The organism is Fuscovulum sp. (genome assembly GCA_035192965.1).
In the GTDB taxonomy this organism is placed as follows: Bacteria; Pseudomonadota; Alphaproteobacteria; order Rhodobacterales; family Rhodobacteraceae; genus Paragemmobacter.
In genome coordinates this window covers 2,839,896-2,861,234 of sequence record CP136571.1, presented here as the reverse complement: position 1 = coordinate 2,861,234, position 21,339 = coordinate 2,839,896, and the positions used below count along the sequence as shown (strand labels likewise).

Annotated in this window: 16 protein-coding genes; 5 read left to right on the top strand and 11 right to left on the bottom strand. The window is 64.5% G+C overall.

Annotated features, from left to right (window positions below):
* Window positions 1-30: 30 nt before the first annotated feature.
* The 3 genes from pcaF to RSE12_14015 are packed head-to-tail and all read right to left on the bottom strand — an operon-like array spanning window position 31 to window position 2,636.
* Complete coding sequence (gene pcaF / locus RSE12_14025; protein ID WRH61490.1) at window positions 31-1,230, bottom strand: 3-oxoadipyl-CoA thiolase; 1,200 nt, start codon at window positions 1,228-1,230, stop codon at window positions 31-33.
* 3 nt (window positions 1,231-1,233) lie between these two features.
* The gene (locus tag RSE12_14020) at window positions 1,234-1,905 is read right to left on the bottom strand and encodes a 3-oxoacid CoA-transferase subunit B (GenBank protein WRH61489.1); all 672 of its coding nucleotides are present in this window, start codon (window positions 1,903-1,905) and stop codon (window positions 1,234-1,236) included.
* A complete protein-coding gene (locus tag RSE12_14015; GenBank protein ID WRH61488.1) occupies window positions 1,902-2,636 on the bottom strand; it encodes a 3-oxoacid CoA-transferase subunit A in 735 nt (244 codons plus the stop codon). The genes RSE12_14020 and RSE12_14015 overlap by 4 nt, the downstream gene beginning before the upstream one ends.
* Window positions 2,637-2,767: 131 nt before the next feature.
* Here RSE12_14015 and RSE12_14010 point away from each other — a divergent pair, with 131 nt between their 5' ends.
* Window positions 2,768-3,526 (top strand): IclR family transcriptional regulator C-terminal domain-containing protein, encoded by a 759-nt coding sequence (locus RSE12_14010; protein ID WRH61487.1) that lies wholly within the window; start codon window positions 2,768-2,770, stop codon window positions 3,524-3,526.
* Between the two features lie 330 nt (window positions 3,527-3,856).
* Window positions 3,857-8,008 (top strand): Hint domain-containing protein, encoded by a 4,152-nt coding sequence (locus RSE12_14005; protein WRH61486.1) that lies wholly within the window; start codon window positions 3,857-3,859, stop codon window positions 8,006-8,008.
* A 30-nt stretch (window positions 8,009-8,038) separates the two neighbouring features.
* Here RSE12_14005 and RSE12_14000 read toward each other — a convergent pair whose 3' ends face one another.
* Window positions 8,039-8,641 (bottom strand): hypothetical protein, encoded by a 603-nt coding sequence (locus tag RSE12_14000; GenBank protein WRH61485.1) that lies wholly within the window; start codon window positions 8,639-8,641, stop codon window positions 8,039-8,041.
* A 161-nt stretch (window positions 8,642-8,802) separates the two neighbouring features.
* Between RSE12_14000 and rsgA the strand changes: the two genes are divergently transcribed.
* From rsgA to RSE12_13985, 3 genes are all read left to right on the top strand, one after another.
* Window positions 8,803-9,837: a ribosome small subunit-dependent GTPase A gene (gene rsgA, locus RSE12_13995; protein WRH61484.1), complete on the top strand. Its 1,035-nt coding sequence runs from the start codon at window positions 8,803-8,805 to the stop codon at window positions 9,835-9,837.
* 189 nt (window positions 9,838-10,026) lie between these two features.
* Window positions 10,027-11,208 carry an efflux RND transporter periplasmic adaptor subunit gene (locus RSE12_13990; protein WRH61483.1) on the top strand — a complete coding sequence of 394 codons (1,182 nt, stop codon included), beginning with the start codon at window positions 10,027-10,029 and terminating at the stop codon, window positions 11,206-11,208.
* A gap of 13 nt (window positions 11,209-11,221) precedes the next feature.
* Window positions 11,222-14,335 (top strand): efflux RND transporter permease subunit, encoded by a 3,114-nt coding sequence (locus RSE12_13985; protein ID WRH61482.1) that lies wholly within the window; start codon window positions 11,222-11,224, stop codon window positions 14,333-14,335.
* A gap of 18 nt (window positions 14,336-14,353) precedes the next feature.
* On the opposite strand, the gene RSE12_13980 is transcribed toward RSE12_13985, so the two are convergent.
* The 7 genes from RSE12_13980 to RSE12_13950 form a co-directional block, all read right to left on the bottom strand.
* A complete protein-coding gene (locus RSE12_13980) occupies window positions 14,354-15,343 on the bottom strand; it encodes a serine hydrolase (protein WRH61481.1) in 990 nt (329 codons plus the stop codon).
* Between the two features lie 120 nt (window positions 15,344-15,463).
* Complete coding sequence (locus RSE12_13975; protein WRH61480.1) at window positions 15,464-16,336, bottom strand: fumarylacetoacetate hydrolase family protein; 873 nt, start codon at window positions 16,334-16,336, stop codon at window positions 15,464-15,466.
* A gap of 42 nt (window positions 16,337-16,378) precedes the next feature.
* Window positions 16,379-17,356: a 2-dehydropantoate 2-reductase gene (locus RSE12_13970; protein WRH61479.1), complete on the bottom strand. Its 978-nt coding sequence runs from the start codon at window positions 17,354-17,356 to the stop codon at window positions 16,379-16,381.
* Between the two features lie 19 nt (window positions 17,357-17,375).
* On the bottom strand, window positions 17,376-18,908 hold the full coding sequence (locus tag RSE12_13965; GenBank protein WRH61478.1) for an acyl--CoA ligase: 1,533 nt from the start codon (window positions 18,906-18,908) through the stop codon (window positions 17,376-17,378).
* Window positions 18,909-18,947: 39 nt separating this feature from the next.
* The gene (locus tag RSE12_13960; GenBank protein ID WRH61477.1) at window positions 18,948-19,703 is read right to left on the bottom strand and encodes an ABC transporter permease subunit; all 756 of its coding nucleotides are present in this window, start codon (window positions 19,701-19,703) and stop codon (window positions 18,948-18,950) included.
* A gap of 3 nt (window positions 19,704-19,706) precedes the next feature.
* Entirely contained in the window at window positions 19,707-20,504 is a 798-nt protein-coding gene (locus RSE12_13955; GenBank protein ID WRH61476.1) for an ABC transporter ATP-binding protein, read from the bottom strand.
* On the bottom strand, window positions 20,491-21,252 hold the full coding sequence (locus RSE12_13950; GenBank protein ID WRH61475.1) for an ABC transporter permease subunit: 762 nt from the start codon (window positions 21,250-21,252) through the stop codon (window positions 20,491-20,493). Before RSE12_13950 ends, RSE12_13955 begins: the two co-directional genes overlap by 14 nt.
* Window positions 21,253-21,339: the final 87 nt, after the last annotated feature.

The following is a 21,339-nucleotide window of genomic DNA, read 5'->3' as shown; positions in this document are numbered from 1 at the left end:
CGGATTATCCGCGGCGGCGGGGCAGGGTGATCAGACCCGTTCCAACGCGATGGCGATGCCCTGACCCACGCCGATGCACATTGTCGAAAGTGATCGCCGCCCGCCGATCGCGGCAAGTTCCAGCGCGGCTGTGCCCGTGATGCGCGCGCCCGACATGCCGAGCGGATGGCCGAGCGCAATGGCCCCGCCATTGCGGTTCACGCGCGGGTCATCGTCGGCGATGCCCAACTGGCGCAGGGTGGCGATGCCTTGGGCGGCGAAGGCCTCGTTCAACTCGATCACATCGAAATCGGATTGGTGCAGGCCGAGGCGCGCCAGCAGTTTCTGGCTGGCTGGCGCCGGGCCAATGCCCATGATGCGCGGCGGAACCCCTGCCGTTGCGCCGCCCAGAACCCGTGCGATGGGGGTCAGGCCATGGCGCTTTGCCCCTGCCTCAGAGGTGAGGATCAAGGCCGCCGCGCCATCATTGACGCCGGAGGCGTTGCCTGCGGTGACCGATCCGTTTGGGAAAAGCGGTTTGAGCTTGGCCAGTGCCTCAATCGTGGTGGTGCGGGGATGTTCGTCGCGGTCGATGACCAGTGCATCGCCCTTTTTCTGGGGGATGGTGACGGGGGTGATTTCCTGCGCCAGCCTCCCGTTGGCCTGCGCCGCAGCGGCCTTGGCCTGCGAGGAGAGCGCCATCAGATCCTGTGCTTCGCGGCTGATGCCATAGTCATCGGCGACGTTCTGGCCGGTCTGGGGCATGGAATCCGTGCCATAGGCCGCCTGCATTGCCTTGTTGATGAAGCGCCAGCCGATGGTGGTGTCATGGATTTCTGCATGGCGGGAAAAGGCGCTGTCGGCCTTGGGCATGACAAACGGAGCGCGGGACATCGATTCCACCCCGCCAGCGATCATCAAGTCGGCCTCGCCGGCGGCAATCTGGCGCGCGGCGACCAGTACCGCATCCATGCCCGATCCGCAGAGGCGGTTGATCGTGGTGCCCGGCACCTCGACCGGTAGACCAGCCAACAGCACGGCCATGCGGGCGACGTTGCGGTTGTCTTCGCCTGCCTGATTGGCGCAGCCAAAGACGACATCGGCCAAGGCGGCCCAGTCCAAACCGGAATGGCGCGCCATCAATGCCCGGAGCGGCACCGCCGCCAGATCATCGGCCCGCACCGGGGACAAGGCCCCGCCAAAGCGCCCAATCGGGGTGCGGATGTAATCGCAGATGTAGACGGGGGTCATGGCTTACAGCTCCGGTACGATCAGATCGGCGACGGGACCGGGGATCAGCAGGTCTGCCCCGGTCAGCGATTGCAATTCATCCAGCGACAAGCTGGGCAGCTTTTCCCGCAGGACGAAGCGGCCGGCTTCGATGTCGATCACCGCGAGGCTGGAATAGACGCGGGTGACGCAGGCCACCCCGGTCAGCGGCAGGGTGCAGGCTTTCAGAAGTTTGGGCTTGCCGTCCTTTGTGACATGGTCGGTGATGACCGCCACGCGCTTTGCCCCATGGACCAGGTCCATTGCGCCGCCGACGGCAGGCACACCCTTTGGCCCGGTGGACCAGTTCGCCAGATCGCCGGACTGCGCGACCTCGTAGGCGCCAAGGATCGCCACATCCAGATGCCCGCCGCGCACCATGGCAAAGCTGTCGGCATGGTGGAAGAAGGCGGTGCCGGGTTTCAGCGTGACGGCCTTTTTCCCTGCGTTGATCAGATCCCAGTCTTCTTGTCCCGGCGGGGGCGCCTCGCCAAAGCCGAGGATGCCGTTTTCGGTGTGAAAGATCGCCTCGCGCCCGGGCGGTTGGAACTTTGCGACCATTTCTGGAAAGCCGATGCCAAGGTTGACATAGGCCCCGTCGGCAATGTCTTGCGCCGCGCGCCAGGCCATCTGGGTGGGAGAGAGTTTCGTGGTCATGCCGATACCTCTGGATAGACGGCCTTGGCGCGGTTCAGGGTTTCTTCCTGCGCGGGATTGGCCACCTGCACGAGGCCCTGCACAAAGATGCCGGGGGTGATCACTGCTTCGGGGTCGAGCCCGCCGGGGGGAAGGATGCGGGTGACCTGAACGATGGTGGTTGCCGCGGCCATGCACATCAGCGGGTTGAAGTTGCGCCCTGCCATCCGGTAGGTCAGGTTTCCCAACTGATCGCCAAGATGCGCTTTAATCAGCGCGACATCGGCCTTAAGCCAGCGTTCCTGCACATAGGGCCGACCGTCGAATTCCGCGACCGGTTTGCCGCGTGCCAGATCGGTGCCGTAGCTGGTGGGTGTGTAGAAGGCCGGGATGCCGGCCCCGCCCGCGCGGATGCGTTCGGCCAATGTGCCCTGGGGGACCAGTTCCAGTTCGATCCGGCCCGCGAGAAAGGCTTCGGTGAACACCACGGGATCGGCCGAGCGGGGAAAGGAACAGATCAGCTTGCGCACCATTCCGGCTTCGATCAATGCCGCAAGGCCGACATGGCCGTTGCCAGCGTTGTTGTTCACCACCGTCAGGTCGCGGGGATGGCCGGTGGCGAGAAAGCGGTCAATCAGCGCGTGGATCAGTTCGATCGGCGCCCCTGATCCGCCAAAGCCGCCGATCATCACCGTCATGCCATCCGAAATTCCCGCCACGGCGGTGGCAAGGTCGGGAAGGGTCTTGTCCATCCGTAAACCTCCTGTCCCTGACGACTCTGTGCCGTGCGGGTTGGCCTTCGGGATAGGCGGGCGGGGGGCTTCCGTCCATGGCTTTTGTTCGTTATGCTATTTTTGTTTACATATCGCACAAACGGCACGTCATGACCATTCCTGAACGCGACATCATGGGCGGCTTGGCCAAAGGGTTGGCGGTGATCGAAACCTTTTCCGCCGACCGTCCGCGCCAATCGATCAGCGATGTGGCGGTGGCGAGTGGGCTTGACCGGGCCACGGCGCGGCGCTGCCTGCTGACGCTGGCGCAACTGGGCTATGCGGATTGGGACGGAAAGTTCTTTACGCTGACGCCGCGGGTGTTGCGGCTGGGCACAGCCTGCCTTGCCACGCTGCCGCTGCCGCAGATCGTGCAACCCCATCTGGACCGGTTGTCCGACAGGATCGGGGAGAGCACCTCGGTGTCGATCCTTGATGGGTCTGATATCGTCTATGTGGCCCGTGCGGCGCAGCGGAAGGTTATGTCGATCTCGCTTAATCCCGGGTCGCGGTTGCCTGCCTATTGCACGAGCATGGGGCGCGTGTTGCTGGCGGCCTTGCCGGATGCCGCGGCCTGTCAGCAGCTGGGGGCCGGGCCGTTTCCGGCGCGGACGGATAGAACCCTTACCACGCTGGAAGGCGTCATGGCCGAGATAGGGCAGGTGCGGGGGCGGGGATATGCGGTGATCGATCAGGAGGTAGAGATCGGCCTGCAATCCTTGGCCGTGCCGTTGCTGGATGCCAGAGGCAAGACGGTTGCGGCCATCAATGTCGGGGTGCCGGGGCAGGGCGATCCGGCTGCCTTGCCGCAGCGGTTTCTGGATCATCTTGTGCAAGTTCAGTCGCAACTGCGCCATTTGCTGACGTGATGGCTTGGAAGCCGCTGTCGCGAGGCGTCGCCCATGACGTGACCGCGAAGGGGGCGGTTTTCTGGGGGTGACCGGACCGCAATGCCTTTGACTGCTTTACACCGCAGAAGGTGGCCCTTTCGGCCTGCATGAAGCCTCAACCCGGCCGTTCTGCCATTGTGCAACTGGGTGGTTGCTGATCGCGGTCGGGCTGATTGTTGCCGCAATTTCCTCCAAATTAACTATCATTAACTATCCCAAAGGGGTAGGGCGCATTGGCTCTGCCCTCTCCTTTCGTGCCGCGTTGCTGTTTTGGGCCTGCGGCGGGACAGCAAAGGCGGGCGCGTTCAGATGGCGACGATGAATACAGGGCTTGGCGGGGCAGCGGGGTATGGGGAGCAATCCTTCAGAACCTCGACCGTTTCCGGCAACCTTGATGATGGCTTCGTGAATGTGAACGTCACTTCGGTCTTTGGGGCCGGGGGGATGAACATCAACGGGACCAGCTACACGTCGATGTTCATCAGCTCGAACGGTCTGATCACCTTTGCGTCGGGGGTCACGTCCTATACGCCCACCGCGCTGACCGCGCTGGGCCAGCCATCACTGGCGCCGTTCTGGACCGATGCGGATATCAACAAGGGCGGGGAAATCTATTGGGATCTTGATCCGACGACGGGCAAGATCACCGTGACATGGCTGAATGTTGCGGCCTTTCAGGGCCCAGGGACAAACAGCTTTCAGGTTGTCATCAGCGCGACGGGCGGCGGCGATTTCGCGGTCGAGTATATCTACCAGAACATCGGCTACACCAACGGCTATACCGGCCATGCCACCACCGGCCTGTCGAATGGTGTGACCCAGACCCTGCTGGAAGGGTCGGGCGATCCGGCGCTTTTGTCGAGCTATTCCACGAATGATTTCGACGTCAACACGCCGGTCGGTGTCTATGGTCTTGGCTTTGAGGGCGGCACCACCTTTGTCGGCGACGGGATCGTCGACGGGACGGCTGGCAACGACCTGATCAACGCGGCCTATACGGGCGATCCGAATGGCGACCGTGTGGATGCGGGGGATGCGACGGGTTTTGGCGGCACAACGGGGGATGGCGATTACATCCGCGCGGGGGCCGGCAATGACACGGTCATCGCGGGGCTGGGCAACGATGTCATCTTCGGGGGCGACGGGGCGGATTCGATCCAGGGCGGTTACGGCGCCGATACGGTGGATGGCGGTATCGGGAACGACACCATCGATGGCGGTTCGGGCAATGACAGCCTAGAGGGCGGTGCCGGGGATGACGTGATCACTGGCGGGGTGACCGGGGCTGCGGTGACCTATACGCCCACTTATGTTGAGGTTCTGGGCCCCACCGCGGCGGTGACGGCAGCGGCAGGGCGGGCGAATTTCTCGGTCCAGTCGGTTTCGAATGAGAATGACCTGACCTCCAGCATCAGCGGGACGGCGGGCAACAACGGCACCCTTACCGGCTTTCGCATCGGCAACGCGGATTCGAACGAGACGCATACCCACACCGCATCGTCGCAGATCGCGGGCGGTCGCCTCTTGTTCAACGGGATGGACACCAACGAGGCCGCCACGATCCGTATTGACGGCGTGACGCTGAATCTGAACACGGCGGTCGCCAATGGCACGGTCACATTCAATGGTGCTGGGCTTTATGGTCTGAACGGTTCCGGGCAGATCGTGCGCAGCACCGGGACAAGCCTGAACCCGACCGGTGTCGGAACCCTTACGATCAACGTCCCCTATACCAGCCTGACCGTGGTTGCGACGGGCCCGACGATCAGCCTCTCGCCCGGCTTCTTTTACGAATATCTTGTGAATACCCAACCTTTGAACGTTGCGGCAGAGGCGGGCGGGAATGACACGCTGTCCGGCGGGGCGGGGAATGACGTTCTGTCCGGTGGCGATGGCAATGACTCGCTGGCGGGTGGCGATGACAATGACCAGCTTTTCGGCGGCACGGGCAATGACACCCTGTCAGGTGATCTGGGCAATGACACGCTGCAAGGGGAAGATGGCGACGATACCCTCTCTGGTGGGGCTGGCGCGGATTCCCTTGTTGGCGGTATCGGCAATGACAGCCTTTTGGGCGATGGCGGGGCGGACACGCTGGCCGGGGGCGATGGCAATGATCGCCTGTTCGGTGGCGCTGACAATGACAGCCTAAGCGGCGATCTAGGCAATGACACGCTGCAAGGCGATGATGGGGACGATACGCTTTCCGGCGGAGACGGGGTGGACTCGCTGCTGGGGGGCGTGGGCAATGACGTCCTGTTCGGCGGGGCCGGGACGGATGCGCTGTTCGGCGGTGATGGCAGCGACACGCTGACCGGCGGGGCAGATGCGGATGTGCTGGACGGCGGCGCCGGGTTTGATGTGGCCGATTACTCGGCCTCTGCGACGGGTGTCACGATCAACCTGCAAACCGGCGCGGCAAGCGGGGGCGATGCGCAAGGCGATACCCTCACCAGCATCGAGGGTGTGATCGGTTCCGGCGGGAATGACGCGCTGACAGCCGGTGCGTCTGGCGGCACGCTGTTCGGCGGAGCTGGCAACGACACGTTGCAGGGTGGCGCAGGCAATGATGCGCTGACCGGCGGTGATGGCAGCGATACCCTGCAGGGCGGCGCAGGCAATGACACGCTGAGCGGCGGGATCGGGTCGGATACAGCGATCTTTACCGGGCCGGTGACCGATTACAGTTTTGATTTCGCGCCGGGCAACGTGCTGATCGTGACCGACAGCGTTGCGGGCCGTGACGGGGTGGATCGGCTGGACGGGGTGGAGTTCGCCACGTTCAACGGGGTCACTTATCGCGTGATTTCGGGAGATGACGGGGCGAACACCACGCTGCAGGGGCCGAATGATGGCGTGCCCAGCCTGATCATCGCGCATGACGGCGCGGATTGGGGCGGCGGGCATGCGACCAGCGATGTGGTCTTTGGCGGGGCGGGGAACGATACGCTCGACGGCGGGGACGGCAACGATACGCTAGTGGGCGAGGGCGACGATGACTTGCTGCGCGGCGATGGCGGCAATGACGCGCTGTTCGGCGGGGCGGGCAACGACACGCTGCAGGGTGGCGCGGGCAATGATGCGCTGACCGGTGGTGATGGCGGCGATACCCTGCAGGGCGGCGCAGGCAATGACACGCTGAGCGGCGGGATCGGGTCGGACACGGCGATCTTTACCGGGCCGGTGACCGATTACAGCTTTGATTTCGCGCCGGGCAACGTGCTGATCGTGACCGACAGCGTTGCGGGCCGTGACGGGGTGGATCGGCTGGACGGGGTGGAGTTCGCCACGTTCAACGGGGTCACTTATCGTGTGATTTCGGGCGATGACGGGTCGAACACCACGCTGCAGGGGCCGAATGATGGCGTGCCCAGCCTGATCATCGCGCATGACGGCGCGGATTGGGGCGGCGGGCATGCGACCAGCGATGTGGTCTTTGGCGGGGCGGGGAACGATACGCTCGACGGCGGGGACGGCAACGATACGCTGGTGGGCGAGGGCGACGATGACCTGCTGCGCGGCGATGGCGGCAATGACGCGCTGTTCGGCGGCACTGGCAACGACACGCTGCAGGGTGGCGCGGGCAATGACCGTCTGGAAGGCGGCGACGGCAATGACCTGCTGGAAGGCGGCGATGGTGCGGACACCCAGATCGGCGGCAGCGGCGATGATACGATCCGGCTGACGGGCGTTGGCGATGTGGTCGATGGGGGCGAAAGCGCCGGAGACAATGACGTTCTGGACCTGTCCAACTGGGGCTGGCGGAACACCAACATCCTCTACGATCCGGGCAGCACGCAAAGCGGCACGGTGCAGTTTCTTGATACGAACGGCGCTATCCTCGGGTCGATGCAGTTTTCGAATTTCGAGACGGTCATTCCCTGTTTCACGCCGGGAACCCTGATCAAGACGCGTCGGGGCGAGGTGGCAGTGGAAAGGTTGCGGGCCGGGGATGAGGTGTTGACGCGCGACCATGGCTATCGGCCGCTGGTCTGGACGGGGCATCGCGCGCTGTCGGCGGCAGATCTGATCGCCAATCCGCAGTTGCGCCCGGTGCGGATTGCGGCGGGGGCGCTGGGCCAGGGGCTGCCACGGCAGGACATGTTGGTGTCGCCGCAGCATCGCATGCTGATCGAAGGCGCACGGGCCGAGATGCTGTTTGGCGAGGCCGAGGTTCTGGTGGCGGCGGTGCACCTGGTGGGCGTGCCGGGGATCGAGCGGGTGGTGCCGCCGGGTGTGACCTATGTGCACATCCTGTTCGACGAACATGAGATCGTCTGCGCCGACGGGGCGTGGAGCGAGAGTTTCCAACCGGCCAAGCGGATGCTGGCGGGCATGGGGGCCGATCAGGCGGAGGAAATCCGCATGCTGTTCCCGGAACTGGCAGAGCGAGACGCTGCCTTCGTTTCGGCCCGGCTGACCTTGAAGGCGCATGAGGCGCAGGTCTTGCTGGCCGCGTGACGGGCTGTTTGCCGGTGGGGCGGCGTTGATTTAGCCGGGATCGCCCTGCCGCGTGCCGGTGCTGTCGATCCACCAACAGATCACGCGGCCTTCGCTGCGCAGGCGGGCATCGGATGTTTCTGGTGGGTGGAGGATGGCGCGGTGGCAGGTGACGCTTGCGATCCGCATTTCTCCTTCGGCGGCGTGGCCGAGGCGGGCCGACATGACCTTATCGATCAAGGTGGGGTCAAGCTCTGACTCATGGGCGCAGGCCGGGTCGGCGATGATGGCGGCCAGCCTTGCGCGGCGGGCATCCTCTTCCGCGCGGATGCGGGCCACATCGGCGCGGAATTGCGGTTCGGTCGCGATATAAGCCTCGAGCGCGGGCAATGCTTTGGCACCGGGCTTTTTCAATTTCAGATGCCCGCCCTTATAGAGCGCCTGCAAGACCCGTGCGCCGATGGGCGAGGTGAGTTGCACCGCGGCATCGTGAAAGGCGAGGTCGCGGTCTTCGTCGGTGAGGTGCAGGGTTTGGGGGCGACCCTCCAGCACTGCGCGCCGCAGGGCGGCAAGGGTGGGGGTGCGGTGGACATGGGGGATCAGGTCGATGATCGACAGGGCAGGCTTCATGCGCGCGCGGATTTCCCACAGCATCTTGTTCGCCCCCTTGTTCCGTGCCGGCTGCACTGTGACTGCGGATAGCGGCATGGGGGTCTGCCGTCCAGCCGATTGGCAAATGCGTTCCGGTCCTTCCCCATCGCGGGAAAGGCAAGACAGGGCTTGCGCTGGGCCGGTCTGACGCGCATGCAAAGGGGATGACGGATGATCTTGACGCCTCCCCCCAAACGCTTGCGGCCCTTGGCTGGTCGGCCTTTTTTGATGAGCAGCTTGAGCCGGATGAAGCCGGGCTGGAGCGGATGCGCGTGGCGACCGTGCATCGGTCGCGGATGACGGCGCAATCCATGCGCGGGCCGGTGAAGCTGCAACTCGCACCAAAGGCGAATACGGCGGACTATGCTGTTGGCGACTGGGTGCTGGTGGAGCCGGAGACGGCGCTTCTGCGGCGCAGGCTGGACCGCAAGACCGTGTTGCAGCGACGCACAGAGGGGGGCACCGCGCCCCAGTTGATTGCGGCCAATGTCGATACGCTGTTCATCGTCACGTCTTGCAATGATGATCTGAATCCGGCGCGGCTGGAACGCTATCTGGCGCTGGCAAATGAGGCGGGAACAACGCCGGTGATCGTTCTGACCAAGGTCGATCAGGTGCCGGACGCAAGCCCCTATCTGGAACAGGTGACCGGGTTGCAGCGCGGGCTGGCCGTGGTGACCTTGAACGCCAACTCCGCCGAGGCTGTGGGGACGCTTGCCCCTTGGTGTGGCGAGGGGCAGACGGTGGCGCTGGTAGGGTCGTCGGGGGTGGGTAAGTCAACGCTGCTGAACACGCTGGCCGACAAGGCCCCGGAAGAGGCGCAAGCCACTGGCGACATCCGCGAGGATGATTCAAAGGGGCGGCATACGACGACCTCGCGGTCGTTGCACGGGATAGCAGGGGGCGGCTGGGTGATCGATACACCGGGCATCCGCACGCTGCATATCAGCGATATATCGGTGGGGCTGGATGTGCTGTTTGCCGAAATCGCGGAACTGGCCCCGAACTGCCGGTTCCGCGACTGCACCCATGCCCATGAGCCGGGCTGTGCCGTACAGGCGGCGGTGGCCGCCGGAACGCTGGAGCAGGCGCGGCTGGACCGGTGGCGCAAGCTGCTGGAGGAAAACCGCAGCAACACGCCCGTGACAACCGGGCCGCGCGGGCAAAGGACAACGATCCCGCCGGGGAAACGGCGCTGATCGGGCCGGTCTTTGCGCCAGTGACCGTGCTGGTGCCTGTGTGGCCGGGATCGGACTCGAGCAGGTGCCTTCGGATGAGGCAAATCACCCCATCGTGTTGGAAAAATTATCATCGTGGGGTTGCAGCGGGCGAATTGCAGGTCACTCTCTGCCCCATCGAACGATCCGGCAACCAAGGGTAGCGACTCGATGGCGATGTGGAAGCAAGGCGTCCTGAGTCTTGGTGTGCTTGTGATCGCGCTGCTTTGCGCTGCGGCCTTTGTGCCGACGGTCAATCTTGCCTTGCGGTCGGTCGGGCTGGGCCCGGTTCTGGATGGGATCGGCCTGATGGCGGCAGAGCCGGAGGCGGGTGCCCCTGCGGGCGGTGGCCAACGTGGGGGTGGCGAGCCACCCTTGGTGGTGGCGCGCGCGCCGGGCGAGGGGCGCATTGCTGACAAGGTGGCCGCCATCGGGGACGGGCAAGCGATCCGGGCGGTGACGGTGGTCGCAGAGACGCCAGGTCGGGTGACTGAGGTGCTGGTCCAATCCGGCCAGCGGGTGCAGGAAGGCGCTGTCCTTCTGCGGCTGGATCGTGAGGCCGAGACCATCGCTGTCGAGCGGGCGAAACTGGTGCTGGATGATGCGCGGGCGGCGCTGGAGCGGTTGCAGCAGTTGCAGGGATCGGGGGCCAGCACGGCGGTGCAACTGCGCGAGGCCGAGCTTGGCCTGCGGCAGGCGGAACTGGAATTGCGACAGGCAGAGTTTGACCTGTCGCTGCGCGAAATTCCGGCGCCTGTGTCGGGGTGGATCGGCATTCTGAATGCCGAAGTGGGTGCGCAGATCACCACATCGACCGAGATTGCCGAAATCGACGACCGGTCGGTCCTGCTGGTAGATTTTCGGCTGCCGGAGCGGATGGTCGGGCGCATTGGTCCGGGCGATCCTGTGATGGCCGAGGCGCTTGCCGGTGGGTTCGGGCAGGTGGCCGGGATCGTCAGCGCCATCGACAACAGGGTTGATCCGGCCAGCCGGACGCTACGCGTGCAGGCGCGGCTGGACAATGCCGATGATCGGCTGCGGGCCGGGATGTCCTTTGCCATCACCATCGATCTGCCTGGCGAGCCTGCGCCTTCGGTCGATCCGCTGGCGGTGCAATGGAACCGCGACGGGGCCTTTGTCTGGGTGGTGCGCGAGGAGATGGCGCAAAGACTGCCGATACGAATCCTGCAACGATCCGAAAGCGCCGTGCTGGTGGCGGCGGAGTTTGCGCCCGGCGATCTGGTGATCGTGGAGGGTGTCCAATCTGTTCGCCCCGGCGCGCCGGTACGGGTGCAGGGCGAGGACGCGGCGGCTGAGGTCAGTGCGGGCGCTGCGCCGCCGGCAAAGCTTTGATCCGGGGGCGGCCATGAATCGCATCGAACGCAACGCCCACATGTCCGGAACGGCATTGTTCATTCGCCGCCCGATCCTGGCTTTCGTGCTGAACGCGTTGATCGTGATTGCCGGGATTGCCGGTTATCTGGGCGGGGAAGTGCGCGAACTGCCCGAGGTGGACCGCCCGGTCATCACCGTAAGCGTGGACTATGCCGGGGCGGCACCCGAAACGATTGACCGCGAGATAACGGCTGCCATTGAAGGCGCGGCAGGCAGGGTGTCGGGGGTCAGCGACATCTCGTCCAGTTCGCGCTTTGGGCGCAGCCGGGTGACGGTGGAGTTTTCCACGTCAACCGATCTGGATGTGGCGGCCACGGATATGCGCGATGCGATTGCGCGGATTGCCAATTCGTTGCCCGAGGATGCCGATCCGCCACGCATCGTTAAGGCGGATGCCAATGCCGATGCGGTGATGCGTCTTTCGCTGACTTCGGCGCAGCGCAGCCCCGAGGAATTGACGCGGCTGGCCGAGGATCTGGTCGAGGATCGCCTGCTGTCGGTCGAAGGCGTGGCTGATCTTCAGATCTTCGGCAACCGCGACGAGGTGTTCCGCATCGATATCGACATGCGGCAATTGGCGGCGCGGGGCTTGTCGCTGGCCGATCTGCGCGCGGCGGTGGCAGATGTGTCGCTGGATGCGCCGGCAGGTTCGCTGGCCTCGGACACCCAGTCGCTGGTGGTGCGCACGACCGCGGCGATCAATACGCCCGAGCAATTCGAGGCGATCATCCTGGGCGACGGTATCCGTCTGGGTGATGTGGCGCGGGTGAGCCTGGGGCCGGCCTTGGGTGAATCCATCCTGCGCGCCAATGGCGAGGCGGGGGTCGGTCTGGGAATCCTGCGGGCGGCGGCGTCGAACACGCTGAACATCTCGGCCGCGGTGACGGCAGCGGTTGAAGAGTTGCAGCCCCTGCTGCCCGAGGATGTGACCCTGCGGGTGACGTCAGATGACGCGGTCTTTGTGGCCGGGGCGCTGCATGAGGTGGTGCTGACCTTGATCCTGTCGACGGCGATCGTCGTGGCAGTGATCTATGCCTTTCTGTTGGACATTCGGGCGACGCTGGTGCCTTCGATTGCCATGCCGGTGGCGTTGATCGGGACGCTGGCCACGATTTATGTGGCCGGATTCAGCATCAACATCCTGACACTGCTCGCGCTGGTGCTGGCGACGGGCATGGTGGTGGATGATGCGATCGTGGTGCTGGAAAACATTGTGCGGCGGCGGTCCGAGGGGATGGGCGCGCGGGCGGCGGCAGTGCTGGGAACGCAGCAGGTATTCTTTGCCGTGGTGACAACAACGGCCACGCTGGCGGCGGTCTTTGTGCCCTTGTCCTTTTTGCCGGGCGAGGCGGGCGGGTTGTTCCGCGAGTTCGGCTTTACGTTGGCGATGGCGGTCTTGCTGTCGTCGGTGGTGGCGCTGACGCTGTGTCCGGTTCTGGCAAGCCGTCTGCTCAAGGATCAGGGGCAGAAGGCGAACGGGCCTTTCCTGCGGCTGGGTGCGGCGCTGTCGGGGATCTATCGCCGCAGTCTGATGTGGGCGCTGTCGGTGCCGGTTGTTGTGGTGATGGCGTCTGTGCTGTTTGCCGGGGCCGCGGTGCTGGCCCTTGGAACCATTCGGCAGGAACTGACCCCGGCCGAAGATCGTGCGGCTGTTCTGCTGCGGGTAGAGGCACCGCAGGGCGTGTCGCTGGATTACACCTTTGGCAAGATGCGCGAAATCGAAGATGTGGTCGCCCCTTTTATTCAGTCGGGCGAAGTGACGAACCTGTTCTCCATCGCCGGGCAGGGTGCGGCCAATTCCGGCTTCATGGTGATGACGCTGGCCCCTTGGGGGGAGCGGGAGCGCAGCCAGCAAGAGTTCGTCGCCGATATCAATCGCAACCTTGGCACGGTGATCGGGGTGCGGGCCTTTGCCATTCAGCCCAACAGCCTGCGCATACGTGGTGCAGGGCAGGGGCTGAGCTTTGCGCTGGTCGGGCCAAGCTATGACGAGTTGTCGACGCAAGCCGCCGCCTTGGTTGCGCAGATGGAGGCGAATCCGGCGTTCGGGCAGGTGCGGTTGGGCTATGATACGACACAGCCGCAACTGTTCATCGAGGTGGATCGTGCGCGCGCGTCGGACCTTGGCATCAGCATCGACGGGCTTGGCGAGTCGCTGCAGGCGGTGCTGGACGGGCGGACGGTGGGTACGGTGTTCATCGGGGACCGAAGCCTTGATATCCAGATGATTTCCACCGCTGACCCGGTCAATGATCCCTCTGATCTGGAACGCATCTTCATGCGGTCGAGCACGGGGCAGAATGTGCCGATTTCGGCCTTTGTCCGGTTGGAAGAACGTGCTGTTGCGCCGGAACTGGGGCGAGAGGCGCAGATGCGATCTGTCCCCATCACTGCGGGTCTGACGCCCGGTCTGGCGCTTGGCCCGGCGTTGGCCGAGGTGGAGCGGCTGGCAGCCGATATCCTGCCGCCGGGCAGCCGGATCGTGCCATTGGCCGAGGCGGCGGCGCTGAACGAAACCGGGTCGGGGCTGATCCTGACTTTCGGTTTTGCGATCTTGATCGTGTTTCTGGTGCTGGCGGCGCAGTTTGAAAGCTTTCTTTCAGCCATCATCGTGATGTCGACGGTTCCGCTGGGTCTGGCCTGTGCGATCTTTGCGCTGATCCTGTCGGGGGGCAGTCTGAACGTCTATTCGCAGATCGGGCTGGTGCTGCTGGTGGGGATCATGGCGAAGAACGGCATCCTGATCGTGGAGTTTGCCAATCAGTTGCGCGATGCCGGGAAATCGGTGCGCGAGGCGATACTTGAGGGGGCCGTGATGCGGTTGCGTCCGGTGATGATGACCATGGTGTCGACAGTGGTCGGCGGTGTGCCGTTGATCCTGTCCAGCGGGCCGGGGGCGGAGGCGCGCGAGGCGCTGGGCTGGGTGATCGTGGGCGGGTTGGGGCTGGCCACGGTGGTGACGCTGTATCTGACGCCGGTGGTCTATCTGTTGCTGGCCGGGTTTTCGGTGCCCAAGGCCACCGAGGATGCGCGGTTGCGGCGCGAGTTGGATGAGGCGACAGGTGGGTCTGTTCCGGCGGAGTGAGCCGGTTCTCGCCCCAGTTCAGGCCAGAGCGAGGATCGGGCCGTCGAGCAGGCGCATGAGCGTGCCGAAATATCCTTCGGACCGGGCGGGTTGCGTCGGGTCCGACGTGATGGCGACGGCAAGCGCGCGGTCGGGGTGGGCGGCGATGATCTGGCCGCCATAGCCACGCGCGAGGGTCCAGCCTGAGGGGCTGATGAACCAGCCAAGCCCGTAGCCAAGGCCCGAGAAGGGGGATCGGGTTTGCACCGTGCGCGAGGCGGCGATCCAGTCGGCGGGAAGCGCCTGCGCCCCATCAATCCGCCCGCCATCGCGCATCGCAAGCGCCACGCGCAGCATGGCGTTTGGGGTGAGCGCCATTTCATTGCCACCGAAATGATATCCCTGCGGATCGCGTGTCCAGTTCGGGATGTCTATGCCCAGCGGGGTACCAAGGCGTTCGCGGGCGAGGTCCAGCAGGCTGCGCCCGGTGGCCACGGATAGCGCCGCGCCAAGTACATGGGTGGTGCCGGTGGAATAGATCATCCGCCCGCCGTTTGGCGCGATGCGTGGCTGGCGCAGGGCATAGGCGACCCAGTTGCCGGACCCCACCCAAGCGCCATAATTGCCGCCCGAAGTACCCTGAAGCCCCGCGCGCAGGGTGACCAGATCGGACAGGGTCAGATCGCCGGCACCGGCGGTGGCATCAGACGGGATCAGTGTAGGGGCAATGTCGGCCAGACGGGCCGTCAGGCCCGGCACTTCGCCACGCGCGATGGTGGTGCCCAGGATCAGGGCGAGCAAGCTTTTCGAACAGGATTTGATATTGGCTGCACGGTCCAGCCCGCGCCCCCGTGGGGCCTCGGCCAGCAAGAGATCATCACCGCGTTGAACGAGGATGGCATGAAGTTGTGGCAGGTCGAGTGCGGCGCTGCGCAGGTCTTCAGTAGTGGACTGGGCGCGCAGGGTGGCTGGGGCGGCAAGTGTGCCGACAAGGGCAAGGCCGAAGCTGCGGCGGGACAATCTGGGCATCTGACGGAAATCCCTGTGGAAATGCGGCAGAGTTTGCCCGGATGCGGGGCAGGGGCAAGAGGAGGGCGGGATCGTGCCGGTCACGCGCCGTCACGATCCTGTCAGCCGAAGATGGCCGCGTCAGGCCGGGGCGAGGATTTCGTCCTGCACCGGGTTGGCGCAAATGCCGATGCCTTCGATTTCGACCTCGACCGTTTCGCCGGGACGCAGCCAGCGGGGCGGGGTTCGGGCATGGCCGACGCCCGGGGGTGTGCCCATGGCGATCATGTCGCCGGGTTCCAGTGTGGTGTATTCCGACAGCGTGGCGATGGTGCGGGCAACGGGCCACATCATTTCGCTGGTATTGGCATCTTGCAGGACGTCGCTTCCGACGCGGGTCTGGATGCGCAGGCCGGAAGCGCCGGGGGGCAGTTCATCAGGCGTCACGACGACGGGGCCGATGGCACCGGTTGCGTCAAAGTTCTTGCCGGGTGTCCATTGATGCGTCTTGCGCTGATAGTCGCGGACGGAGCCGTCGTTAAAGATCGTATAGCCGAAGACGTGATCCAGGGCCGTTTCTTCCGGGATGTGACGTCCGCCGCGCGCGATGATGACCATCAATTCCGCCTCATAATCCAGCCGCTCCGAACAGGCGGGGCGGATCATCGGGGCCCCGGCAGGGATAAGCGAGGTCTGGGTTCGCATGAACAAGGCGGGATAGGTGGGGATGTCGTAGCCACCTTCCTTGACATGGTCGACATAGTTCAGGCCAAGGCAGATCACCTTGCCCGGCCGCGCAACAGGCAGGGCGGGGCGGATCGTGCCGGTGGGGACTGTGACATTGCCCAGCCCTTCGGCCCGAAGACGTGCCAGAAGCGCGGGATCGGTGATCAGGCGCATCAGATCGGCGCCAATGCCGGGATGAGCCTCGGACAGGTTGCAGGCCTGGTCGCCTTTGACCAGAAACACCGCATTGGGTTTGCCCGGTTCTGTGGTGCCGACGATGAAGCGCATGATGTTATTCCTTGAGTGGCGGCGGGTGCCGCCGCCTGTCTGTCAGTAGAGGCCAGCCACCCGCCCCCGCAATGTGATGAGGGCGAGGACGGTATCCACCGTCGGCGTGGGCGTGTTGGTCAGGCGGCCCAGTTCCTGCACCGATCCGATGAGGGCGTCGATTTCCATAGGGCGGCCGGCGGCGAGGTCTTGCAGCATCGAGGTGCGGTGCGCGCCCACCGCAGCGCCGCCGTCGATGCGGCGTTCGACATCGATTGGGAAGGTGACGCCCAGCTTTTCGGCAATCTCCTGCGCTTCGATCATCATGCGGCGGGCGACATCGCGGGTGCCGGGATCAGTGCAAAGCACGTCCAGCGTGGCATGTGTGAGCGCCGAGATCGGGTTGAAGGACAGGTTCCCCCAAAGCTTGATCCAGATTTCATCGCGCAGGCGGGGGCGGACGGGGGCCTTGAGCCCTGCGGCTTGCAAGGCCTGCGACAGGGCGATGGCGCGGTCCGACTTGGACCCGTCAGGCTCGCCCAGCGAGAAGCGGTTGCCTTCGATGTGGTGGATGGTGCCGGGTTCGCTCACCTCGGCCGCCGGATAGACGACGCAGCCCAGCACGCGGCCGGGGCCGAAGCCGTTCCACTGCACATCGCCGGGATCGACGCTGTGCAGACGGGTGCCGTCAAGCGGTCCCCCGTGTTTGTGGAAGTACCACCACGGCACGCCGTTCACGCCGTGGACAAGCGTGGTGTCGGGGCCGAAGAGGGGTCGCATCGCGCCGACGACGGGCGGCACGGAATGGGCCTTGAGCGTGAGGATGACGTAATCCTGCGGGCCAAGATCGGCGGCGGAGGCGCTGGCGCGGACGGGCAGGGTGATTGGATCGCGCCCTTCTTCGATCAGGGTCAGGCCCTTGTCCTGCATCGCGGCCAGATGCGGCCCGCGCGCGACGATGCTGACATCGGCCCCTGCTTGAACCAGTTTCGCGGCCATGTAGCCGCCGATGGCGCCCGCGCCGAAGATGCAGATTTTCATGGTCTGTCCTTGTCCCCGCTCAGGCCGTTGCCCCAAGGCCCAGCTTTTCAGCCAGCCCGATGCGCTGCAACTTGCCCGTTGCGCCCTTGGGGATTTCGTCAAGGATCACCACGCGGCGGGGCACCTTGAAATCGGCCATGCGGGTGGCGCAGAAATCGCGGATTTCACGTTCGGTGGCGGTTTGGCCTTCGCGCAGGACGACGGCGGCGGCGACCTCTTCGCCCAGTTTCGGATGGGGCATGGCGAAGGCCACGACCTGCTGGATGGCGGGATGGTCAAGCAGGATGCCGTCCACCTCAAGCGGGCTGATCTTTTCGCCGCCCCGGTTGATGATTTCCTTCAGCCGCCCGGTGAGGCGCAGATAGCCCTCGTCATCCAGCGCGCCCTGATCGCCGGTGCGGAACCAGCGCAGGCCTTCGGCCATGAAGAAATTCTTGCGGTTGGCCTCGGGGTTGCCCTCATAGCCGGGGGTGACGTTGGGGCCGGAGATGACCACCTCGCCCGTGCCAGAGATCAAACGATCCTCCACCTCATGCGCGATGCGCAGCAGGGGGCCAGCGGCGATGCCGACGGAACCGGGTTTCTGTTCCCGCGGCGGCAGGGGGTTGCAGGCCATCTGATGGGTGGCTTCGGTCATGCCATAAGCCTCGATCACCGGGGCCTTGAAGGTGGCGGCAAGCTCCAGCATCACTTGCGCGGGCAAGGAGGCCGAGGAAGAGCGCAGGAAGCGCAAGGGGTTGGCGGCGATGGTGTCGGCATTGCGGGCGGCACGCGACAGGATGGCCTGATGCATGGTTGGCACGGCGCTGTACCAGGTGGGGCGCACCTCGGCCATTTGCCCGAAGAATTTCAGCGCGTCAAAACCTGGCGCGCAGGAGACTGACCCGCCTGCAGCGAGTGAGGCGGTGACAGCCGCGATCAGGCCGTGGATGTGGAACAAGGGCATGACGTTCAGGCAACGATCCGCAGGGGTCAGCACGAGGGAAGTCACAATGTTGCCTGCTGAGGCCGCAAGATTGGCCTGCGTCAGCGGCACGATCTTGGGCCGCGACGTGGTGCCAGAGGTGTGCAGGATGAGCGCCACATCTTCCGGGCCGGGCTGGGCAACGGGGGCCGGGGTGGTGGCGGCTGTCCCGGTCAGGCGGAACTGACCGGCGGGGCCGCCGTCGATGGCTTGCAGCCGCAGGATGGCCATACCGAGGGGTTGGGCTGCGGCAAGGGCGGGCCCGTCATAGCCTTCGGGAACGATCAGCGCGCGGGCGCGCAGATCTTCGAGGTAAAAGCTGTATTCGGCCTGTTGATAGGCGGGGTTCAGCGGGGCGGTGACGGCGGACTGCGCGACTGCGATGAAGGCAGCCGCCATGTCCGGCCCGTTGGGCAGGACGATGGCCACCCGGTCGGTCGCGGCGATCCCGAAGCTGCGAAGCTGTTCGGTGATGTCGGCTGTCAACTGGCGCAAACCACCATATGTCAGCCAATCACGCCCCGGTGCGCCGATGGCGGGGGCCTCTGCCGCATGAGGGGCGAGCAGAGCAGCGAGCGTTCGGGTCATGTCTTGCCTCTTGGATCGGGGACGTGCGGCGCGGCCTGATCAGCCGCGCGACGACGCGTAATAGGATACCTTGCGTTCCAGATAGGCCAGAAACTCGGACAGGGCAAAGGCAAGGCCGAACAATACGATCAGAACGGCCCAGAATTCCGCCATCAGGAATTTGCTGGAATAAAGCTCGAACAGCGCGCCGAAGCCCACGATGGAAATCAGAAGCTGCCCGATGATTACGCCTTTGACCGCGCGGATCACTCCGATGCGCACACCGCCGAGAATTTCGGGCAAGGCGGCCCAGAAATAGACCTTGAAGAAGGCATCCAGCGGGGATGCGCCGAAACTGCGCGCCATTTCCACCAACGAGCGGTTGATCTGCTTTACCCCTGCGCGGGCGTTCAGGATGATGATCCAGATTGCAAAAAGCGTGGTGGTGATGATCACGGTACGGGTGCCAAAGCCGAAGAGCACCATCAGCACCGGAACCAGCGCCGTCAGCGGGGCCGACAGGAAGATGTTGACCCATGGCAGCAGCAGTTCATCCAGCACGCGGCTTTTGCCCATCAGGATGCCCACGGGAATGCCGATCACGATGGCAAAGAACACCCCCGCGCCAAAGGCTGCCGCCGTGACGCCCAGAGCCGACAGGAAGGCTGGGGTCGGGATCAGGGCGATGAGGGTAGTGAACACCTCAGAAAAGGGGGGGACGAAGAAGGTAAGTTCCAGCCGCCCCACCACCTCCCACAACAGGGCCCAAAGGATCAGCGATGACAGGGCGGGGAGTTTGTAGCCGAAAAGGGTCATGGCCTATTCCACATAGTTGCGCAGCGAGGCCCAGATCCGATCGACGATGTCGAGGTATTCCGGATCGCGGCGGATGTTGGCGACGCCCTTGTCGCGGAAGCTGGCCGGGCGGATGATTTCCGACACCCGGCTGGGGCGCGGCAGCAGAATGGCAATCTGATCCGAGACATAGACCGCTTCTTCGATAGAATGGGTGACGAAGATGAAGGTTTTCTTTTCGTTCTGGACCAGTTCCAGCATGTCTTCCTGAAACTTGCGGCGGGTTTGTTCATCGACGGCCGAGAAGGGTTCGTCCAGCAGCAGTACCTCGGCATTTACTGACAGCGCGCGGGCAAGTCCGACACGCTGCCGCATGCCACCCGAAAGCTGATGCGGGTATTTCTGTTCAAACCCGGCAAGGCCCACGGCGGCGATGTATTTCTCAGCCACGGCCTCGCGTTCCGATTTTGCGACGCCGCGCAGTTCCAGCCCAAAGGCCACATTGCGCAGGACGGTGGCCCAGGGCATCAGGGCAAAGTCCTGAAACACGAAAGACCGATCCGGGCCGGGGCCTGTGACGGCGCGGCCATTGATCAAAACCTCGCCCGACGTGGCTGGCAGGAGGCCAGCGATGATTTTCAGCAGCGTGGTCTTGCCGCAGCCCGACGGCCCGAGGAGCGAGGTCAGCTCTCCCCGAGGGAAATCCAGCGTCAGATCCTTGAGGGCCTGCACATCGCCGTAAACCTTGGACACGTTGCGGACAGAAACGGCGCTGTCGGTGGCGGGCATCGCTTGCCGTGCGTCTGGCTTAATCTGAGACATATCCACGGTTGTTCCCTTCAAAGAGTATGTTTTCGAGCTTTTCCAGCAGGTTCAGGAAAAGAACCGCCAGAAGGATGATGGAGAAGATCGCCGCATACATGCTGGGGTAATCTGCGATGGACCGGCTGTAGGTGATGATGTCACCGACGCCTGTCGGGGTGATCTTCAGTTCCGACAGGATGGCCCCGATGAACCCGGCCGATACGCCAAGGCGCAGGCCAGAGAAGATGACGGGTGAGGCGGCGGGAAGGATGATCTTGAGCAGGACATCGCGGTCGGCCGCCATGAAGGACGTGGCCATTTCCTTGAGTGAGGCAGGGGTGTTGCGCACGGCGCTGGCGGTGTTCAGCACGATCACCGGCATGGCCATGATGCAGACGACAAAGACCTTCGATGTCAGGCCGATGCCGTAGATCATCACAAGGATCGGGATCAGCGCCGCCAGGGGCGCGGCCTGCATGACGATGAAGATCGGCGAAAACAGCCATTCGAACTGCTTCGACAGCCCGATCCAAAGGCCGATGCCGATGCCGAAGACCGCCGATATGGCGACGCCAACGACCAGCGGGCGCAGGGTTTCGCCATAGGCCACGAAAATCGTGCCATCAAAGGTCATGCGCGCCAGCGCGGCCATGGATTCAAGGAAGGTCGGAAAGGCGTAGGAAATCGGGACGCGTCCGGCGATTTCCCAGGCGCCAAAGACGATCAGCCCCGAGAGGAGTTTAAGCAGGAGAGAGCGGTTGATCATCGCTGGCCCTTTGCAAAGACGACGGCGAGGCAAGGAGGGCCGCCGCCCGATGCGACAAGGCGCAAGCGGGCGGCGGGCTGTGTCCGA